Genomic DNA, 16562 nt, shown 5'->3' on the forward strand with positions numbered 1-16562 from the left:
GTAACCAAAGAAAAGGGCTCTCCTTGCAAGGGCACAGGCCACGAGTGCGATGCTGTCGCCGGGATTTTTCGATAAGACGTCCCTGTCTTATCGAAAAACGGCGCACGTCCTGTGCGCCGCCCTCCGGGTCTCCACTTGACCGGTAAAGCGGCAAAGCAGATCAAAATCTCGGCAACGGCAACGGCAACGGCAACGGCAACGGCAACGGCAACGGCAACGTCCGTTGCGTTTGCGGATCTTGGCTGCGGGGGGCGCGACTTACCTCGCTCCTACACTCGATGCAGCGTCGCCCCCTGTAGGAGCGGCGTGAGCCGCGACCTCCATCCAATGCGACAGGCACAGCCGGAGTGCGCCGGCTTCGTGGACGTGCGTTGCCTATGCAGATCCGGCCTTCGGGCGGTCGCGACTTGCGTCGCTCCTACTCCAAAGCGGCGCCGCTCCATTGGGTAGGAGCGGCGCGAGCCGCGACCGTGATGTTCGGTGGGCGCCGCGACTGCGAGGTCTTGATCATCCTTGACGCCGCCCTCTACCGAAAGCGGCGTCGAGGCAGGTGGCGTAGGCTCAGACCCCGATCGCCGGATCGCTGACGCTGGCCGTGCCGTTTTCGGCATGGCCGGCGATGCGCCGCAGCCAACCCGCATCCGAATCGGAGGTGATGCTGAAGTCGTACCAGCGCTTGCTCGTGGCAAGCGGCCAGTGGTCGCGCAGGGTCGCGCCCGGCGCCAGGTCGTAATGGCGCGCCGGTGCGTCGCTGTAGCGGTTCGCACGCAGGCTCAGGCGGCAGGCGGCGCGGCCGCGGTTGACGAATTCGAGCACCAGCATCTCGCCGATCGCGTCGTGGCGGACCGAGACTTCCGGGGCCGCACCCTGGGCCGCGGTCGCCTTGAGCAGGTCGCCGCGGAACACGCGCAGGAAACCGTTCGGGCCATAGGCCGAAAGATCGTAGATGCCCTTGGTGTACTGCTTGGCGCTCCAGTAATCCGACAACTGCGTGCCCGGGTCGAGCGTGTAGTACCAGGGACCGTCGCTGCGGTTGCCGGCATACACGTTGAAACAGGCGCCGGCGATGCCGTCGTTGCCGAAATCCAGCCAATAACGCCCGCTGCTCGCTTCGATGCGGCCGTCGACGCGCAGCTCGTACGGCAGCGCGCGCGCCGGCCGCTGGCCGCGTTCCTGGCGCGGCATCCGCGCTTGCGCGGGCGGCTTGGGGGCCGCCAGTTTGCAGCTGGCGTCGGCGCCGGACATGGCGCCGTCGGTGTCGGGCAGGGCCGGCCACTGCGCATTCGGATTGGCGAAATCGAAGGCCGTGCTGAGGTCGCCGGCAACGGTGCGGCGCCAGGCGCTGATGTTCGGCTCGGCGATGCCGAAGCGCGCTTCCAGGAAGCGCAGCACCGAGGTGTGGTCGAACACCTGCGAATTGACCCAGCCGCCCTTGCTCCACGGCGAGATCACGAACATCGGCACGCGCACGCCGAGCCCGACCGGCACGCCGTTGTAGTTCTCGGTCGCGGTATCGACCGTGCTCTTGCCGAGGCTGGAGGTGATCGCCGGCAGCGGCGGCGGCACGTGATCGAAGAAACCGCCGTTCTCGTCGTAGTTGATGATGAAGACGGTCTTGGACCAGACCTCGGGATTGGCGACCAGGGCTTCGAGCAGGCGCGCGGTCAGCGACTCGCCGTAGGCCGGCGTGGCTTCCGGGTGCTCGCTCATGATGTACGGCGGCACGATCCACGACACCGCGGGCAAGGTGCCTTCGCGCACGTCCTTGGCGAAATCGGCGATCAGGTATTCGCCGCGCGAGGCCTTGGCGTTCTCGGCGGTGGAACCCGGCGCCCAGGCGCGGCCGCGTTTGTAGAGTTCGGACTGACGGTCGAGCTTGCGGAAGTTCGCGAAGTAGGGGAGCGAGTTGTCGCCGTAGTTGTCGTGCTCCTGGTACACCCGCCAGGCGATGCCGGCGTTTTGCAGACGCTCGGCATAAGTCGTCCAGCGATGGCCGACGAAGGTCGGCTTGTCCAACGCCATGTCGGCGGTCCAGTTGCCGTCGTCGGCGTTGTTGACCGCCTGGGGGCCGAAATCGCCGACGGTCATGCCGCTGGTGCCGGCGAACAGGTGCATGCGGTTCGGATTGGTCGGGCCGTGGTGCGAGCAGTAATAGGCGTCGCACACCGTGAACGCGTCGGCCAGCGCGTAGTAGAACGGCAGGTCCTCGCGGGTGAAATGGCCCATGCACATCGGGCCCTTGGTCGCGACCCAGGCGTTGTAGTCCTTCCAGCGCGTGTGCGAGCCCTTCCAGCTGTGGTCGATATCGGCCATGCAATGCGCGGCGGTGCTGCGGGTGTCGAGATGGAACGGCAGCACGGCCTGCGAGTTGGTCGTCGACTTCGGCTGCTGCCAGACCGTCTTGCCGCCCGGCAGCGGAATCGGGCGCGGGTCGTCGAAGCCGCGCACGCCGCGCAACGCGCCGAGGTAATGATCGAAGGAGCGGTTTTCCTGCATCAGGATCACCACGTGCTGCACGTCCTGGATCGTGCCGCTGACGCGTGCGGCCGGCGTGGCGAGCGCAGCGCGGATTGAAGGAGGCAGCAGGCCCAGCGCGGCGGACGCGCCGGCGAGTTTGAGGAAGTCGCGACGGGTGGATGCGGTCAAGGCCTGGCTCCGGTGCTGGGCGTGGCGGCGTATCGCCGCAGGAAAAGATAAGCCTGAGCGTTACAGATTGCAGGTTTGTGGCAGCGTCGCGCCAGCGGGGCGGGTCACGTTTTCGCAAGCGCGCGCGGGCGATCGACAGGGGAAGTTATGTGAGCGTCATCGCGGCGTGCGGATTCGGCGATGCTTTCGTTGCGCTCATGCCGGGAGGTATATGCGCAAAATTGCAGCGTTCTGAGGCGTTTTCTCGGGGTGATGCAAGCAGCCGACGCGCCAGGGACAGCAGCGATGCAAGTCGCGATCATGCGATCGAAAGATTAGTCGTCGCCTTGCTTTCGTTTTCGCGGGTCACACCGCTCCTACGCGGCGCTGGCGGTCTTCTGTAGGAGCGACGTGAGTCGCGACCCATGTTGCGCGGAGGGTTTTCGTCGTAGCCGTGATTTCGAGGTCGCGGCTCACGCCGCTCCTACAAGAGCCGATGCGCCAGGGGTAGGAGCGATGCAAGTCGCAACCCATGTTGCGCGGAGGGTTTCGTCGCAGCCGTGGTTTCGCGGTCGCGGCTCGCGCCGCTCATACCCGGCGCCGGCGACTTTCTGTAGGAGCGACGTGAGTCGCGACCCACGTTGCGCGGAGAATTTCGTAGTAGCCGCGATCCCGCGGTCGCGGCTCACGCCGCTCCTACCCGGAGCCGGCGACTTTCTGTAGGAGCGACGTGAGTCGCGACCCACGTTACGCAGAGAGTTTCGTAGTAGCCGCGATCCCACGGTCGCGGCTCACGCCGCTCTTACAAGAGCCGATGCACCAGGGGTAGGAGCGACGCAAGTCGCGACCCACGTTGCGCAGAGGGTTTCGTCGTAGCCGTGGTTTCGCGGTCGCGGCTCGCGCCGCTCCTACCCGGAGCGGGACGGACGCTGCTCAATCTCGCAACCACTTGGTCATCAGCCGGCGCGGATGCGCCGCATAGCCCGCGCGTTCGTAAATGCCGCGCGCATGGGCGTTGTCGTCGTTGACCTCGAGCCGCAACGCATCCAGGCCCTCGGCCCGGCATAGCGCTTCGATCTCGGCCAAGGCGCGCTTGGCCAGGCCGCCGCCGCGGTGCGCGGGCAGCACGAACAGCTCGTCGAGCAGGCCGTAGCGGCCGCCGAATTCCAGGCTGAAACAGAAACCGAGGACGAAATAGCCGGCGATCTCGCCGTCGCGTTCGATCAAACGCAGGCGGCCGGCAGTGGCGTCGGCCACCAACGTCGCGAGTGCGCGACGCAGGGCGGCCTCGTCCCAGGGCAGGTGCTCGACTTCGTAGAACTCGCGCAGCACCGGCAACAGACGCGGAAAGTCCGCGTCGGTCGCCGCTGCGAAACGATAGTCGGAACCTTGCGCCACGATCAGTCGGCGCGGCCGGCGAATTCGCCTGTGGCCGTGTTGACCAGCACGCGCTCGCCGTTGCCGATGTATTCCGGAACCATGATCTCGATACCGGTCTGCAACTTGGCCGGCTTCGGACGCTTGGTCGCGGTGCCGCCCTTGAGTTCCGGCGGGGTCTCGACCACTTCCAGGGCCACGCTGGCCGGCAGCTGCAGCGCCACCGGCTGGTCGTCGATGATCTGCACGTAGCAGCCGCTGAGATCGTCGACGATGTAGCCGGCGTCGTCGCCGACCACATCGGCATCGAGCGTATACGGCGTGTAGTCCTCGTCGTCGAGGAACACGAACGCGTCGCCGTCCTTGTACGAATAGGTGACCTGGCGGCGGGTCAGTTCGACTTCCTTGAGCTCGTCGTCGCCGCCGACGCTCAGGTCGAACTTGGTGCCGCCCGGAACCGAGTACATGGTGAAGCGGAACTTGACGTTGCCGCCGCGGCCTTGCGGCGAGCTGCGTTCGATGTCGCGCACCTGGTACACGGTGTTGTTGTGCTCGATTACGTTACCTTTTTTTACGTCGTAGGCTTTCATGGTTTGGGGCCGGGAATGGGGAATGGGGAATAGAGAATCGTGAGAGCGGAAGACAGCAAGCGGGAAGTCGAGCGGGAACCGGTTTTACGATTCCCGATTCTCCATTCCCGATTCCCGTCTTACTTCGGCGCCAACCGCGTCGCGCCGTCGAGGCGGATGGTCTCGCCGTTGAGGTAACGGTTGCCGAGGATGTAGGCGACCAGGTCGGCGAACTCCTCCGGACGGCCGAGGCGCGAGGGGAAGGGGATCGAAGCGCTCAGCGACTGCTGCACCGAGTCCGGCATGCCGTCGACCATCGGGGTCCAGAAGATGCCCGGGGCGACCGTCATCACGCGGATGCCGAAGCGCGAAAATTCGCGCGCCATCGGCAGGGTCATGCCGACCACGCCGGCCTTCGAGGCCGAGTACGCGGCCTGGCCGATCTGGCCCTCGTAGGCGGCCACCGAGGCGGTGTTGACGATCACGCCGCGCTCGCCGTCTTCGCCGGCTTCGTTGTGCTGCATCAGGTTGGCCGCGGCCTTGGCGACGTTGAAGCTGCCGACCAGGTTGACCATGACCGTGGTCTGGAACTGCGACAGCGCCATCGGCGCGTCCTTGCCGAGCACGCGGCCGGCGCCGAGGATGCCGGCGCAGTTGATCGTCGCGTTCAAACCGCCGAGGAACTCCTTGGCGGCGCCGATGTTGGCGGCCACGCCGGCTTCGTCGGTGACGTCGGTGCGGAAATAGCGGGCCTTGTCGGCGCCCAGTTCGGCGACGGCCAGCGCGCCCTTGTCGTCGTTGACGTCGAACAGGGCGACCTTGCCGCCGCGGGCGACCAGGTGCTGGGCCACGGCCAGGCCGAGGCCGGAAACGCCGCCGGTGATCACGGCGCGGACGTTGTCGAGTTGCATGAGCGGTCCTGAAGGCGGAAAGGGCGCCATTCTAAAGGACCCGCCGGGCCGGCGTCGGGGCAGGGCGCTGCGGTCCCTGTGGCCCGGCCGGGCCCGCCACGCCTTGCAAACCTAAACCGAGCGCAGATACCAGGTGTGGCTGCCGGGCAGTTCCCCGTAGCCCATCGGCGCCTCCAGCAGTTGGAAACTGTTGCCCTGCAGCAAGCGCTGGGCCTCGCTCATCCGGTCCAGCATCTCGGCATAGCACTGGCCGAAGCCGAACCCGCGCGCCGTCAGCAGGCACTTGTCCAGCAGCGCCTGGCCCAGGCCCAGCCCGCGCACCGACGGCAGCAGGTAGAACTTGCGCAGCTCGCAGGTGCCGTCGTCGCCGCCGAGCAAGGGCGCGATGCCGGCGCCACCGCCGAGCTTGCCATCGCGTTCGACCACGAAATACGCGCTGCGCGGCCGGCTGTAGAAGCGCTGCATGGCATCCACTTCCGGGTCGCTGACCGAGCCGGCGCCGAATTCCGCCTGCACCTGCCGGGCGATGGCCGCCAGCGCGGCATCGTCGCGGGGCAGGATCGGACGCACTACGACACCGGGCGGCAAGGTCATGCGGGCGAAACTCTTCGAAGGGATCGGGCTACATCCTCGCTCAGGTCGGGGCGCTTGCGAAGATGTCGGCGCCAAGACAGCGAAGCCGTGCGCTGCGGGACGGCTATCGCCCGCGCATCGTGCGTAGCTCGTGTCCGCATCGACGCGGGGATTGCGTTTATGCGCGTGGCCAACTGCGAAGCGGCTCGCCAGGGCGAGGCCTTGAGCATCGCTGCAACCGCGCCTCAACCCCGCATCCGGCCGAGGCAGTAATCGCGCAGGTCGTTCGGGGCCAGCCCCGGCGCGAACAGGAAGCCTTGGCCGATGGCGACCCCGAGTTCGCGCAGGAAGGCGCGCTGGCGTTCGGTTTCGATGCCTTCGGCGACCAGGCCGAGGCCGAGGCTGCGGGCGATGCCGGTGACGGCCTGGCAGACGGCGACGTCGGACTGGTTGTCGGGCACGCCCTGGACGAACAACTGGCTCAGTTTGAGGCCGTGGATCGGCAGCCGGCGCAGGTAGTTGAGGGCGCTGTAGCCTTCGCCGAAATCGTCGATCGACAGGCTTACGCCGAGTTCGCGCAGGCGGGCGAAGGTGCGCACGGTGTCGGGGGCGTCCTCGATCAGTACGCGCTCGGTGAATTCCAGTTCCAGCGCGCTGCCGGACAGGCCGTACTCGGACAAGGCCTCGGTGACGCTGTTGGCGAGGTCGTCGCCGAGGAACTGGCGATAGGACACGTTGACCGCGACCCGCTCGATGCGCAGGCCCTGGTCGCGCCACTCGCGCAACTGCCGGCAGGCCTCGTGCAGCACCCAACCGCCGATGCCGACGATGTCGCCGGTGGTTTCGGCGTGGCCGATGAAACGGTCCGGGCGCATCTCGCCGAGCGAGCGGTTGCGCCAGCGGATCAGGGCTTCGACCGCGATCACGCTGCCGTCGCTGAGATCGACCTGCGGTTGATAGACCAGATGCAGTTCGTCGTTGTGCACCGCGCGCCGCAGATGGGTTTCCAGTTGCAGGCGATGCAGTTGCTGCTCGGCCAGTTCGGGCGTGAACGCCTGCCAGCTGTTGCGGCCGCGGCGCTTGCTGTCGTACATGGCGACATCGGCGCTCTGGATCAGCTGCTGGGCGGTGCGGCCGTCGAGCGGCGACTGGGCGATGCCGATGCTCGCGGTGATGCTGAACTCCTCGCCGTCGACGCGGAAGCTATCGCCGAAGGTTTCCAGAATGGAATCGGCGATGCGTTCGGCGCGCTGCGGCTCGCCGTCGAGCGAGCAGACCACCAGGAATTCGTCGCCGCCGAAGCGGGCGATCTGCGCGCGTTCGCCTACGGCCTGGCGGATGCGCCGCGCCGCCGATGCCAGCAGGCGGTCGCCGGCGGCATGGCCGAGCACGTCGTTGACGACCTTGAAGCGGTCGAGATCGATGTAGAGCACGGCGATGGGCGATTGCGGGAAAGTATCGAGGCGTTGTTCGAGTTCGGCCTGCACGGCGTCGCGGTTGAGCAGGCCGGTCAGCGGATCGCTGCGCGCCTGTACCCGCAGGTGTTCCTCTTCGAGCTTGCGCTCGGTGATGTCCTGCAGGGTGCCGGTGATGACCTGGCCGATCGGCTCGCCGGTGCCGGCGTCGCCGATGACGCGCACCCAGAAGCTGCTGCCGTCCGGGCGCAGGCCTTGCACTTCCAGGTCCAGGCCGCGGCCGTTGCCGAGGCTGCGTTCGAGCCCGTTGCGCAGGCGGTGGCGATCGAGCGGGCGCAAGCAGTTGAGCAGTTCCTCGATCGAAATCAGCGGCGTGTCGTAACCGAGGATATGGGTGGCTTCGTCGGTCAGGTACAGACGGTCGCGGCCCGAGTCCCATTCCCAGCCGCCGATGTGCGCCAGCGCCTGGGCGCGGTCGAACAGGGCGCTGTCGCGCTTGAGCGCGGTGACGTTGGAGAACAGCGCGAATACCTGGTGCGGGCGGTCGCCGCCGGCCGGGAAGCGCGGCACCGCGGTCACCGACAGCCAGATCAGCTCGCGGCGGTCGCGGTGGTACAGGCCGAGCACGGTGCTTTCGACGATGCGGCCGGTCGACAGGGCGACCGTGGACGGATACTGGTCCCGGCTGAGTTCGTGGCCGCGCTCGTCGATCACCATCCACTGCCCGGAACGCAGTTCGTCGGCGATGCTTTCGCCGCTGTGCAACGACAGCAGGCGCATCGCCGCGCTGTTGGCATAGACGATGCGCAGGTTGTCGTCCTGCACGATCACGCCGCGATCGATCAGTTCGACCAACTCGCGGAAACGCAGCTCGGCTTCCTGGCGATTGCTGAGGTCGCGGGCGATGGCGATGATGCGGCGCTGGCCCTGATGGAGGAAGCCGGCCGAATGCACTTCGACCGGAAAGCGCGTGCCGTCGCCGCGCTTGTTGGTGACTTCGATGATGTAGCTCTGGCCGCGGTTCAGCGTTTCCCACACCGGGATCAAATGATCGCGCGGCAGTTCCGGATTGAGGATGTGGATCGGCTGGCCGAGGATCTCGTCGCGGATGCGCCGGTGCTCCTGGGTGCCGTGGCGGTTGATCTCGACCACGGTGCCTTCTTCGTCGAGCACGGTGACCAGGTCGGGAATCGCATCGAAGGCGGCACGGTACAGGCAGGCGTGATCGGCTCCGGCGGCTTCGTGTCCGCTGCCGTTGCCGCCACGGCGCAAGGCCTCGGCGGCATCGTTGAGCACGCGGCGCAAGCCCGGATCGAGGGCGGGGTCGTCCAGTGCGCGTTCGAGCGCCGCCAGCGTATCCGCCACCGAGGCTTGCGCCGATGGCAGCGGAGTGTCCGCGGGCGCGCCGGGCTTCACGCGGCGAGGGCCTTGCCGACCTTGCTGCCGGTTTCGCGGCCGAGCAGGCCGGCCAGCCAGCGTCCGGTCTCGGCCAGCGCGTCGAGATCGACGCCGGTCTCGATGCCGAGCCCGTGCAGCATGTAGACCACGTCTTCGCTGGCGACGTTGCCGCTGGCGCCCTTGGCGTAGGGGCAGCCGCCGGTGCCGGAGACCGCCGAGTCGACCACGGCCACGCCTTCTTCCAGGCAGGCCAGGATGTTCGATAGGGCCTGGCCGTAGGTGTCGTGGAAATGCACGGCTAAGGCCGCGGTCGGCACTTCCGAGGCTACCGCCTTGAACATCGCTCGCGCCTTGCCCGGCGTGCCCACGCCGATGGTGTCGCCGAGGGAAACCTCGTAGCAGCCCATCGCATGCAGCGCGCGCGCCACGCGCACCACATCGGCGACCGGCACCGCGCCCTGGTAGGGGCAGCCGAGCACGGTCGAGACATAGCCGCGCACCGCGACGCCGTCGGCCTTGGCGCGCGCCATCACCGGTTCGAAGCGGGCCAGCGACTCGTCGATGCTGGCGTTGATGTTGGTGCGGTTGAACGCTTCCGAGGCCGCGGTGAACACCGCGATCTCTTCCACGCCGACCGCGCGTGCGCGTTCGTAGCCTTGTTCGTTCGGCACCAGCACCGGGTAATGCACGCCGGGCTTGCGATGGATGCCGGCGAAGACCTCGGCGGCGTCGGCGAGCTGCGGCACCCATTTCGGGCTGACGAAACTGGTCGCTTCGATGCTGCGCAGGCCGGTCGCCGACAGGCGATCGATCAGGGCGATCTTGTCGGCGGTGGCGATCTGCGTCTTCTCGTTCTGCAGTCCGTCGCGCGGACCGACTTCGACGATACGTACGGAAGCGGGCTGGGTCATCGTGTGTCCTTGGCGGTGGCGCGTTGCAGCACCATGGCTTTCTTGTCGGTGTCGTAGAGCAGACCGGCGTGCTCTTCGAGGGTGTCGCGCAGTTGTTGCGACGTGCCCTCGACCAGGGCGAAGCGGTCTTCGAGTTTGCGCCCGCGCAGGCTGCCGGCGGCGATCGCCGTAAGCGCGCGTTGCGAGTCGGGCAACCAGGCATTGGCTTGGTCGCCTTCGATGCGGTACAGGACCAGGAATACGGCGCCGGCCGGCGCGGTCTTGCTGAGTTGCTTCTGCTCGGCCCCGATCGCACGCTCGGCATCGGCGGGAGTCAGGACGATGTAGCGGTCGCGTCCGACTTTGAAACCGGTCAGGTCGAGTGCGACCGGTTGCTCGCGCAGGCCGGGCCAGTCCTCGGTGTGGCAGCGCGCGTCGATACGGATGCGTTTGGCGATGCCGTCGGCGCGCAGGTTCCACTCGCCGGGCAGTTCCGGGTCGCAGCTGCGTTCGGTCACCGGCGAGCGCTCGAAGGCGACGCAGCCGCCCAGCAGGCCCAGCGATACCGCCAGGGCGCCGAGCAGCGCGCCGCGCCGGCGCGGCATGGCCGCGGACGAGGGCGGGGCGTGATCGGGCGGGGGCGCTTTCATCGAGGGCCGTTGGGTATGGCGGTAGGACCGAATGATCGGGCGTGAGAGCTCCGCTGCGAAAGGCATCATGAGCCCGGAAAGCGGCAAAGCTCAAGCGGGAGCCCGGGTTGCGCTATTGCAACCGCGGTTTTCCGGTTGCGGCCGCGGGCTGCGCCTCGATGCCCGTGCCGTCCCCCACTACGCGCCTGCTACTCCCGCTATCCCGTGGTATTCCCCCTTTGGAAAAGGGGTAGGGGGATTTGCTCCGCACGTCCCGACCGAAGTGTCCCGGAGCGCAAAGCAAATCCCCCGCGCGATGGGGTTCACAGCGGCATCGGACTTGCGTTGCGCGCCGCCCCCTTTGCAAAGGGGGCAATTTCCCGTCGATCCGCCATTCTTCGGCTGTCGCGCAGTCCCGTTATGCCGTGCTGCTCCCCCCTTTGAAAAAGGGGGGAGGGGGGATTTGCTCTTGCAACTCCAGCCGCAGCGCAAAGTCCCCGCCGCGTAGCCTCAGGCCGTTTCCAGCGTCGCCAGCACGGCGTCGGCTTCGACGAAATCGCCGGCCACTGCGCGCACTTCGGCGAGGATGCCGGCGCGCGGCGCCTTCAGGCTCAGCTCCATCTTCATCGCTTCGATCACCATCACTTCCTGGCCGGCCTCGACCGCATCGCCGGCGGCGAGCTTGACCACGACCACGCGGCCGGGCATCGGCGCGGTGACGTTGTTGCCGGAACCGGACGCGGCGCTGTGTTCGTGGCGGTACATGGGCACCGATTCCAGGCGCAGGCGGCGCTGGCCGTCGTGCATGACCACGCGGCCGCCGTTCTCGGTCAGGCCGTCGCCGAACGCGGTCAGGCGACGGGCGCGGCCGTCGATGCGCAGGCTCAGTTCGGCGCCGTCGAGGCGCGCACCCTGGACCTGGTGTTGAACGTCGGCGAGCGCGGGAATCTCGATGCGGTAATCGCCGCCGCTGCCGTGCGCCTGCAACTCCAGGCGCTCGTCGCGCTGGACGAAGGCCAGGCTGCGGCGGCCGCCGTGGCCGAGGCGCCAGCCATCGGCGATCGCCCACGGCGAATCCGGGTCGTTGGAGGCGGCGGCGTTATCGCGGCTGCGGCGTTCCTGCGCCAGCAACTGGACCACGGTCGCGCCGATCAGCAGGTCGCGGTCGCCGGCGGCCTGCGCCGAGGGCATGAATTCCTCGAGATGACGATCCAGATAACCGGTGTCGATACGGCCCTCGACTACCGCGGGATGGCGGACGAGGCGTTCGAGAAATTCGATGTTCGACTTCGGCCCGGCGATCTCGCATTGGGCGAGCGCGCCGCGCAGGCGCGCCAGCGCGCGCGGACGGTCCTGGTCGAACACGATCAGCTTGGCGATCATCGGGTCGTAGAAGATCGTCACCGTGTCGCCTTCGATCACGCCCGAATCCAGGCGCACATGGGCGTCGGCGGACGGCAGGCGCAAGCGTTCCAGCTTGCCCGAGCCCGGCAGGAAGCCGGCTTCGGGGTCTTCGGCATACAAACGCACTTCGATCGCGTGGCCGTGCTGGCCGATGCTGTCCTGCGCGCGCGGCAGGGCTTCGCCGGCGGCGACGCGCAACTGCCACTCGACCAGGTCCAGGCCGGTGACGAGCTCGGTGACCGGATGCTCGACCTGCAGGCGGGTGTTGATTTCCATGAAATAGAAACCGCCGTCCTGTCCGACGATGAACTCGACGGTGCCGGCGTTGACGTAGTCGATCGCTTGCCCGGCCAACACCGCCGCCGCGCCCATCGTCGCGCGCAGTTCGGCGCTGAGGAACGGCGACGGCGATTCTTCCAGCACCTTCTGGTAGCGGCGCTGGGCCGAGCACTCGCGCTCGTTGAGGTGGATCACCTGGCCGTGGCGGTCGCCGAAGATCTGGATCTCGATGTGGCGCGGGCGTTCGACATAGCGTTCGAGCAGCACGCGGTCGCGGCCGAAGGCGTTGCGCGCCTCGCGCTGGCAGCTTTCCAGCAGGGCGAGGAATTCTTCGCTGTCGCGCACGATGCGCATGCCCTTGCCGCCGCCGCCGTGCGCGGCCTTGATCATCAGCGGATAGCCGATGCGGTCGGCTTCGCCGTGCAGCAGCGCCGGGTCCTGGTTCTCGCCGGTATAACCCGGCACCACCGGCACGCCGGCGGCCTGCATCAGTTCCTTGGCGCCGGCCTTGCTGCCCATCTTGCGCATCGAGGCGGCCTTGGGGCCGATGAAGGCGATGCCCGCGGCCTCGACCGCGTCGGCGAAGTCGGCGTTCTCGCTGAGGAAGCCGTAGCCGGGATGGATCGCCTGGGCGCCGCAGCGCAGCGCCACCTCGATGATCGCGTCGCCGCGCAGATAGCTGTCGGCCGGGCGCGGGCCGCCGATCGGATAGGCCTCGTCGGCCTGGCGCACGTGTTGGGCGTCTGCGTCGGCCTCGGAATACACCGCGACGGTGCGGATGCCGAGGGTGCGGCAAGTGCGGATGACGCGACAGGCGATCTCGCCGCGGTTGGCGATCAGGATTTTTTCAAACATGAAGGAGCACGCCGATCGGGCGCCGCAGCGCAGGGTGGAAGGAGGCCGCGCTGCGAACGGGTCGCGCGCGGTCTGCGTATTTTCGCCTAAGCATCGGCGCGGTGGGGCGGTTGGGATATCTGTGCCACGGCGCCGCTCGCGGCACGCCGTCGCAATACCGCGATGCGGTGCTGCGCGGTCGCCATCAGGCGGCCGGTGCGTGGCACACGGCCTCGACGTTGTTGCCGTCGGGGTCGATCACGTAGGCGCCGTAGTAGTCGGGGTGGTAGTGCGGACGCACGCTCGGTGCGCCGTTGTCGGTGGCGCCGGCGGCCAGGGCCTCGGCGTGGAAGGCGTCGACCTGGGCGCGGCTGCCGGCGCTGAAGGCCACGTGGGTATCGCCGGAGGGCTTGCTGCCCTTGCTGATCCAGAATGCGGGACGCTGCGGCGGGCCGAAACCGAAGACCTCGTCGCCGCCGGTGATTTCCTTGCCGATCGTCGTTACCAGGCCGTAGCCCAGCGGAGCCAGCGCGCGCAAATAGAAGTCGCGGCTGCGCAGGTGGTCGGCGGCGGACAAACCGAGATGGTCGAGCATGGGACGCTCCTTGGCGCACGGGCCTTTACGGGCACCAGTGGGCTTTGCGCTTGTCGAGGAAGGCCGACAGACCTTCCTGGCCCTCGGACGATACGCGCAGCGCCGCGATGAGCGCGGCATTGTCGGCGTCCAGGCGGGCGCCGTCGCGTTCGCCGTCGACGCGGCGGACCAGGGTCTTGGCCTGGGCGGCGGCGTGCGGGCCGGCCTTGAGCAACAGCGCGATCTGCTGCGTGACCGCGGCGTCGAGGGCGTCCTCGGCGACCACCTCGTGGAGCAGGCCGATGCGCAGGGCGGTGGCGGCGTCGAAGATTTCCGCGGTCGCGAACCAGCGCCGCGACTCGCGCGCGCCGATCGCCTCGATCACGTACGGCGAGATCACCGCCGGCAGCAGGCCCAGCTTGCTTTCGGTCAGGCCGAACTTGGCCGCCGGGGCGGCGAGGGCGATGTCGCAGCAGGCGACCAGGCCGACGCCACCACCGAAGGCGGCGCCATGGACCCGGGCGATGGTCGGCTTGGGCAATTCGTTGAGGGTGCGCATCAAGCGCGCCAGGGCCAGGGCGTCCTCGCGGTTGGCCGCCTCGCTGGCCGCAGCCATGCCGCGCATCCAGTTGAGGTCGGCGCCGGCCGAGAACGAAGCGCCTTCGCCCTCGATCACCACCACGCGCACCTCGTCGTCGCCGGCGACGGCTTCCAACGCACCGGTCAGCGCCGCGATCAGGATGGCGTCGAAGGCGTTGTGCAACTCCGGACGATTCAGGCGCAGGCGGGCGACGGGGCCCTCGCGCAGGCTCAGCAGCGGATGCGACATGGGGGATGAGGAGTTTGTAGGAGTTGGCGAATGATACCGTTCAGCTTGCCGCGTCCGCTCCTGTACGGTCGGCGGTGATAGAATGAGAACAATTCCCATTTGGGACGCCACCGTTCGTGGAAGCCACCCTTTGAAGCTGTCCGAACTGCCGCGCCGCACCGCGGCCACGGTCGAGTCCGTCGATGACCAGATTGCCAACGACACCATCGCAAGACGCCTGCGCGAACTCGGTTTCGTCAGCGGCGAGCGGGTCGAAGTAGTGGCCGCCGGTCCGCTCTCGGCCGAGCCCTTGCTGGTCCAGGTCGGCTATACGCGCTTCGCCCTGCGCCGCAGCGAGGCCGCGCGCGTGCAGGTGAAGTTGCTGGACGCGGAGCCGCGCTCATGACCGCCGCCGTCGCCGAACCCCTGCGCGTGGCCCTGGTCGGCAACCCGAACTGCGGCAAGACCGCGCTGTTCAACCTGCTGACCGGCAGCCGCCAGAAAGTCGCCAACTACGCCGGCGTCACCGTCGAGCGCAAGGAAGGCCGGCTGCGTGCGCCTTCGGGCCGCACCTACGCCGTGCTCGATCTGCCCGGCGCCTACAGCCTGCAGGCGGCGAGCCTGGACGAAGCGGTCACCCGCGACCTGGTGCGCGGCTTCTATCCCGGCGAGCGCGCGCCCGACGTGCTGCTGTGCGTGGTCGATGCCACCAACCTGCGCCTGCACCTGCGTTTCGCCCTGGAGCTGCGCGAACTCGGCCGGCCGATGGTGGTGGCGATCAACATGATGGACGCGGCCAAGCGCCGCGGCATCGAGATCGACCTGGCCGCGCTCGAGCGCGAGCTCGGCGTGCCGGTGGTGCCGACGGTCGCGGTCAAGCGCGACGGCGCCCACGCGCTGGTCGCCATGCTCGATCGCATCGCGGTCGAGCCGCGCGAACCGCACGAGCCGCGCGTGCGCCTCGGCGAAGGCGCCGACCTGCATGCCGAAACCCGCCGTCTGCTCGCCTTGACCGTGACCATGCCCACCCGCACCGCCAAGGTCGACGACGTGCTCGACCGCTGGCTGCTGCATCCGGTGCTGGGCCTGCTCACCCTGGCGGTGGTGATGTTCCTGATCTTCCAGGCGGTGTATGCCTGGGCGACGCCGTTGATGGACGGCATCGAGGCGGTCACCGCCTGGGTCGGCGAATGGGTCAAGGCGGCCCTGCCGGAAGGGCCGCTGCGCAGCCTGTTGGTCGAGGGCATCATCGCCGGCCTCGGCGGGGTGATCGTGTTCCTGCCGCAGATCCTGATCCTGTTCGCCTTCATCCTGGCGCTGGAGGAGTCGGGCTATCTGCCGCGCGCGGCGTTCCTGCTCGACCGCATGATGGCCAGCGCCGGTCTGTCCGGGCGCTCGTTCATCCCCTTGTTGTCGAGCTTCGCCTGCGCCATCCCCGGCATCATGGCGACGCGGTCGATCCAGGACCCGCGCGACCGCCTGGCGACGATCCTGGTCGCGCCCTTGATGACCTGTTCGGCGCGCCTGCCGGTGTACGCCTTGCTGATCGGTGCGTTCATTCCGCAGCGCGAGGTCTGGGGCATGTTGAACCTGCAGGGGCTGGTGCTGTTCGGCCTGTACATGGCCGGCATCCTCAGCGCGCTGATGGTGTCGTGGGTGATGAAGAAGTGGCGCCGCGACAAGAGCGAACACGCCTTGTTGCTGGAGCTGCCCTCGTACCGCATTCCGCATCCGCGCGATCTGTTGATCGGCCTGTGGGAGCGCGCCTGGATCTTCCTGCGCCGGGTCGGCGGCATCATTTTGTCGCTGACCATCCTGCTGTGGTTCCTGCTGTCGTTCCCGGGCGCGCCCGAAGGCGCGACCATGCCGGCCATCGACTACAGCTTCGCCGGCCGCATCGGCCACGCCATGACCGCGGTGTTCGCGCCGATCGGTTTCAACTGGCAGATCTGCATCGCTCTGATCCCGGGCATGGCCGCGCGCGAAGTCGCGGTGGCCTCGCTGGCGACGGTGTACGCCTTGTCGGCGGCCGACGACGAAGCCGCGGCGCAGGCGCTGAGCCCGATCATCACCGACACCTGGTCGCTGGCGACCGCCTTGTCCTTGCTGGTGTGGTTCATCTACGCGCCGCAGTGCCTGTCGACCCTGGCGACGATCCGCCGCGAGACCAATTCGTGGAAGCAAGTCGCGATCAGCGCCGGCTATCTGTTCGCGCTGGCCTACCTGGCCTCGTTGTTGACCTACCAGGTCGCCGTCGCCTTGGGAGCGGGCTGAGC

Annotated in this window: 13 protein-coding genes; 2 read left to right on the forward strand and 11 right to left on the reverse strand. The window is 68.1% G+C overall.

Translation table 11 applies throughout. The annotated features are described in order from the left end of the window. Positions 1 to 561: 561 nt before the first annotated feature. From ACTJJK_RS19995 to ACTJJK_RS20045, 11 genes are all read right to left on the reverse strand, one after another. The gene (locus tag ACTJJK_RS19995; RefSeq protein WP_031373336.1) at positions 562 to 2646 is read right to left on the reverse strand and encodes a phosphocholine-specific phospholipase C; all 2085 of its coding nucleotides are present in this window, start codon (positions 2644 to 2646) and stop codon (positions 562 to 564) included. A 912-nt stretch (positions 2647 to 3558) separates the two neighbouring features. Continuing rightward, the gene (locus ACTJJK_RS20000) at positions 3559 to 4023 is read right to left on the reverse strand and encodes a GNAT family N-acetyltransferase (RefSeq protein WP_440731072.1); all 465 of its coding nucleotides are present in this window, start codon (positions 4021 to 4023) and stop codon (positions 3559 to 3561) included. A 2-nt stretch (positions 4024 to 4025) separates the two neighbouring features. Further along, on the reverse strand, positions 4026 to 4592 hold the full coding sequence (gene yeiP / locus ACTJJK_RS20005; RefSeq protein ID WP_031373338.1) for an elongation factor P-like protein YeiP: 567 nt from the start codon (positions 4590 to 4592) through the stop codon (positions 4026 to 4028). Positions 4593 to 4711: 119 nt separating this feature from the next. After that, the gene (locus ACTJJK_RS20010; RefSeq protein ID WP_440731073.1) at positions 4712 to 5482 is read right to left on the reverse strand and encodes an SDR family NAD(P)-dependent oxidoreductase; all 771 of its coding nucleotides are present in this window, start codon (positions 5480 to 5482) and stop codon (positions 4712 to 4714) included. A 111-nt stretch (positions 5483 to 5593) separates the two neighbouring features. Then, a complete protein-coding gene (locus ACTJJK_RS20015) occupies positions 5594 to 6076 on the reverse strand; it encodes a GNAT family N-acetyltransferase (protein ID WP_408950240.1) in 483 nt (160 codons plus the stop codon). 224 nt (positions 6077 to 6300) lie between these two features. Next, positions 6301 to 8835 carry a sensor domain-containing protein gene (locus ACTJJK_RS20020; RefSeq protein WP_051885264.1) on the reverse strand — a complete coding sequence of 845 codons (2535 nt, stop codon included), beginning with the start codon at positions 8833 to 8835 and terminating at the stop codon, positions 6301 to 6303. A gap of 47 nt (positions 8836 to 8882) precedes the next feature. Next, positions 8883 to 9779 (reverse strand): hydroxymethylglutaryl-CoA lyase, encoded by an 897-nt coding sequence (locus ACTJJK_RS20025; protein ID WP_031373344.1) that lies wholly within the window; start codon positions 9777 to 9779, stop codon positions 8883 to 8885. Continuing rightward, positions 9776 to 10408 carry a hypothetical protein gene (locus ACTJJK_RS20030; protein WP_031373345.1) on the reverse strand — a complete coding sequence of 211 codons (633 nt, stop codon included), beginning with the start codon at positions 10406 to 10408 and terminating at the stop codon, positions 9776 to 9778. The genes ACTJJK_RS20025 and ACTJJK_RS20030 overlap by 4 nt, the downstream gene beginning before the upstream one ends. Positions 10409 to 10897: 489 nt before the next feature. Continuing rightward, positions 10898 to 12925 (reverse strand): acetyl/propionyl/methylcrotonyl-CoA carboxylase subunit alpha, encoded by a 2028-nt coding sequence (locus tag ACTJJK_RS20035; RefSeq protein ID WP_440731074.1) that lies wholly within the window; start codon positions 12923 to 12925, stop codon positions 10898 to 10900. Positions 12926 to 13109: 184 nt separating this feature from the next. Beyond that, entirely contained in the window at positions 13110 to 13499 is a 390-nt protein-coding gene (locus ACTJJK_RS20040) for a VOC family protein (RefSeq protein ID WP_440731075.1), read from the reverse strand. 25 nt (positions 13500 to 13524) lie between these two features. Then, on the reverse strand, positions 13525 to 14307 hold the full coding sequence (locus ACTJJK_RS20045) for an enoyl-CoA hydratase-related protein (protein WP_223620681.1): 783 nt from the start codon (positions 14305 to 14307) through the stop codon (positions 13525 to 13527). A 130-nt stretch (positions 14308 to 14437) separates the two neighbouring features. Here ACTJJK_RS20045 and ACTJJK_RS20050 point away from each other — a divergent pair, with 130 nt between their 5' ends. Continuing rightward, complete coding sequence (locus tag ACTJJK_RS20050; protein ID WP_031373349.1) at positions 14438 to 14692, forward strand: FeoA family protein; 255 nt, start codon at positions 14438 to 14440, stop codon at positions 14690 to 14692. Continuing rightward, complete coding sequence (gene feoB / locus ACTJJK_RS20055; RefSeq protein WP_031373350.1) at positions 14689 to 16560, forward strand: ferrous iron transporter B; 1872 nt, start codon at positions 14689 to 14691, stop codon at positions 16558 to 16560. The genes ACTJJK_RS20050 and feoB overlap by 4 nt, the downstream gene beginning before the upstream one ends. The last annotated feature ends 2 nt before the right edge of the window (positions 16561 to 16562 follow it).

Source organism: Lysobacter sp. 22409, from assembly GCF_052045105.1.
Taxonomy (GTDB): Bacteria; Pseudomonadota; Gammaproteobacteria; order Xanthomonadales; family Xanthomonadaceae; genus Lysobacter; species Lysobacter antibioticus_B.

What these genes read in the sequence shown, in the direction of transcription:
- ACTJJK_RS20015 (WP_408950240.1), bottom strand. Translation starts at nt 6,076, where the DNA reads ATGACCTTGCCGCCCGGTGTCGTAGTGCGTCCGATCCTGCCCCGCGAC.
- ACTJJK_RS20025 (WP_031373344.1), bottom strand. Translation starts at nt 9,779, where the DNA reads ATGACCCAGCCCGCTTCCGTACGTATCGTCGAAGTCGGTCCGCGCGAC.
- ACTJJK_RS20040 (WP_440731075.1), bottom strand. Translation starts at nt 13,499, where the DNA reads ATGCTCGACCATCTCGGTTTGTCCGCCGCCGACCACCTGCGCAGCCGC.
- ACTJJK_RS20045 (WP_223620681.1), bottom strand. Translation starts at nt 14,307, where the DNA reads ATGTCGCATCCGCTGCTGAGCCTGCGCGAGGGCCCCGTCGCCCGCCTG.
- ACTJJK_RS20035 (WP_440731074.1), bottom strand. Translation starts at nt 12,925, where the DNA reads ATGTTTGAAAAAATCCTGATCGCCAACCGCGGCGAGATCGCCTGTCGC.
- feoB (WP_031373350.1), top strand. Translation starts at nt 14,689, where the DNA reads ATGACCGCCGCCGTCGCCGAACCCCTGCGCGTGGCCCTGGTCGGCAAC.
- ACTJJK_RS20030 (WP_031373345.1), bottom strand. Translation starts at nt 10,408, where the DNA reads ATGAAAGCGCCCCCGCCCGATCACGCCCCGCCCTCGTCCGCGGCCATG.
- ACTJJK_RS20010 (WP_440731073.1), bottom strand. Translation starts at nt 5,482, where the DNA reads ATGCAACTCGACAACGTCCGCGCCGTGATCACCGGCGGCGTTTCCGGC.
- yeiP (WP_031373338.1), bottom strand. Translation starts at nt 4,592, where the DNA reads ATGAAAGCCTACGACGTAAAAAAAGGTAACGTAATCGAGCACAACAAC.